This window comes from Bartonella taylorii 8TBB, from assembly GCF_902825155.1.
GTDB classification, from domain to species: Bacteria; Pseudomonadota; Alphaproteobacteria; order Rhizobiales; family Rhizobiaceae; genus Bartonella; species Bartonella taylorii_A.
The window spans coordinates 1-615 of sequence record NZ_CADEAG010000062.1 but is presented as its reverse complement, the minus strand read 5'-3'; the positions used below and the strand labels follow the sequence as shown (position 1 = coordinate 615).

The 615-nt window shown below is 41.0% G+C and carries 1 pseudogene; it reads left to right on the top strand.

Features of this window, described 5'->3' with window-relative positions:
- A pseudogene (locus J7R13_RS08630) lies at window positions 1–615 on the top strand (Vomp family autotransporter); the annotation flags it as partial.

The following is a 615-nucleotide window of genomic DNA, read 5'->3' as shown; positions in this document are numbered from 1 at the left end:
CTAAAGATGCCTTTGTAGCGACACATGGAGACAAAAAAGAAAGCAGCAAGATTACATCTCTGAAGAATGGAGACATTACTGCAACCTCAACGGATGCTGTAGCAGGTAATCAGCTCTATTCTTTGAATAAGACAGTTGCGACCTATTTTGGTGGAGGAGCAGGATATGAGAATGGTCAATGGACGGCCCCAACATTTCAGGTTAAGTCGCTTAATGCAGATGGTACAGAAAGTGAGTCAAGTTATCACAATGTAGCGGAAGCTTTTGCTGGAGTTGGTAGTTCTATTACCAATATACATAAAGAAGTAAAGAACGAGATTACCAAAGTTGTGGGAGATAGCTTAGTTAAGCAAGACGAGAAAACAAAAGTTATCGCGATTGGTGGTGAGAAAGATGGCGGCAGCATCAGTATAGCAGATAGCGCACATGCGGATCGTACGCTTTCTGGTGTAAAGGCAGCAAAGAAAGAGAATGAAGCAGTTAATAAAGGCCAGCTTGATGCAAGCTTGAAGGATCTTTCTAATAACCTTCAGTCTGATGGTTCAGCTGTAGTTCATTATGATAAAAATGCAAAGGGTGAAACTGATTATACGAGTGTTACTTTTGGTAAAGGAA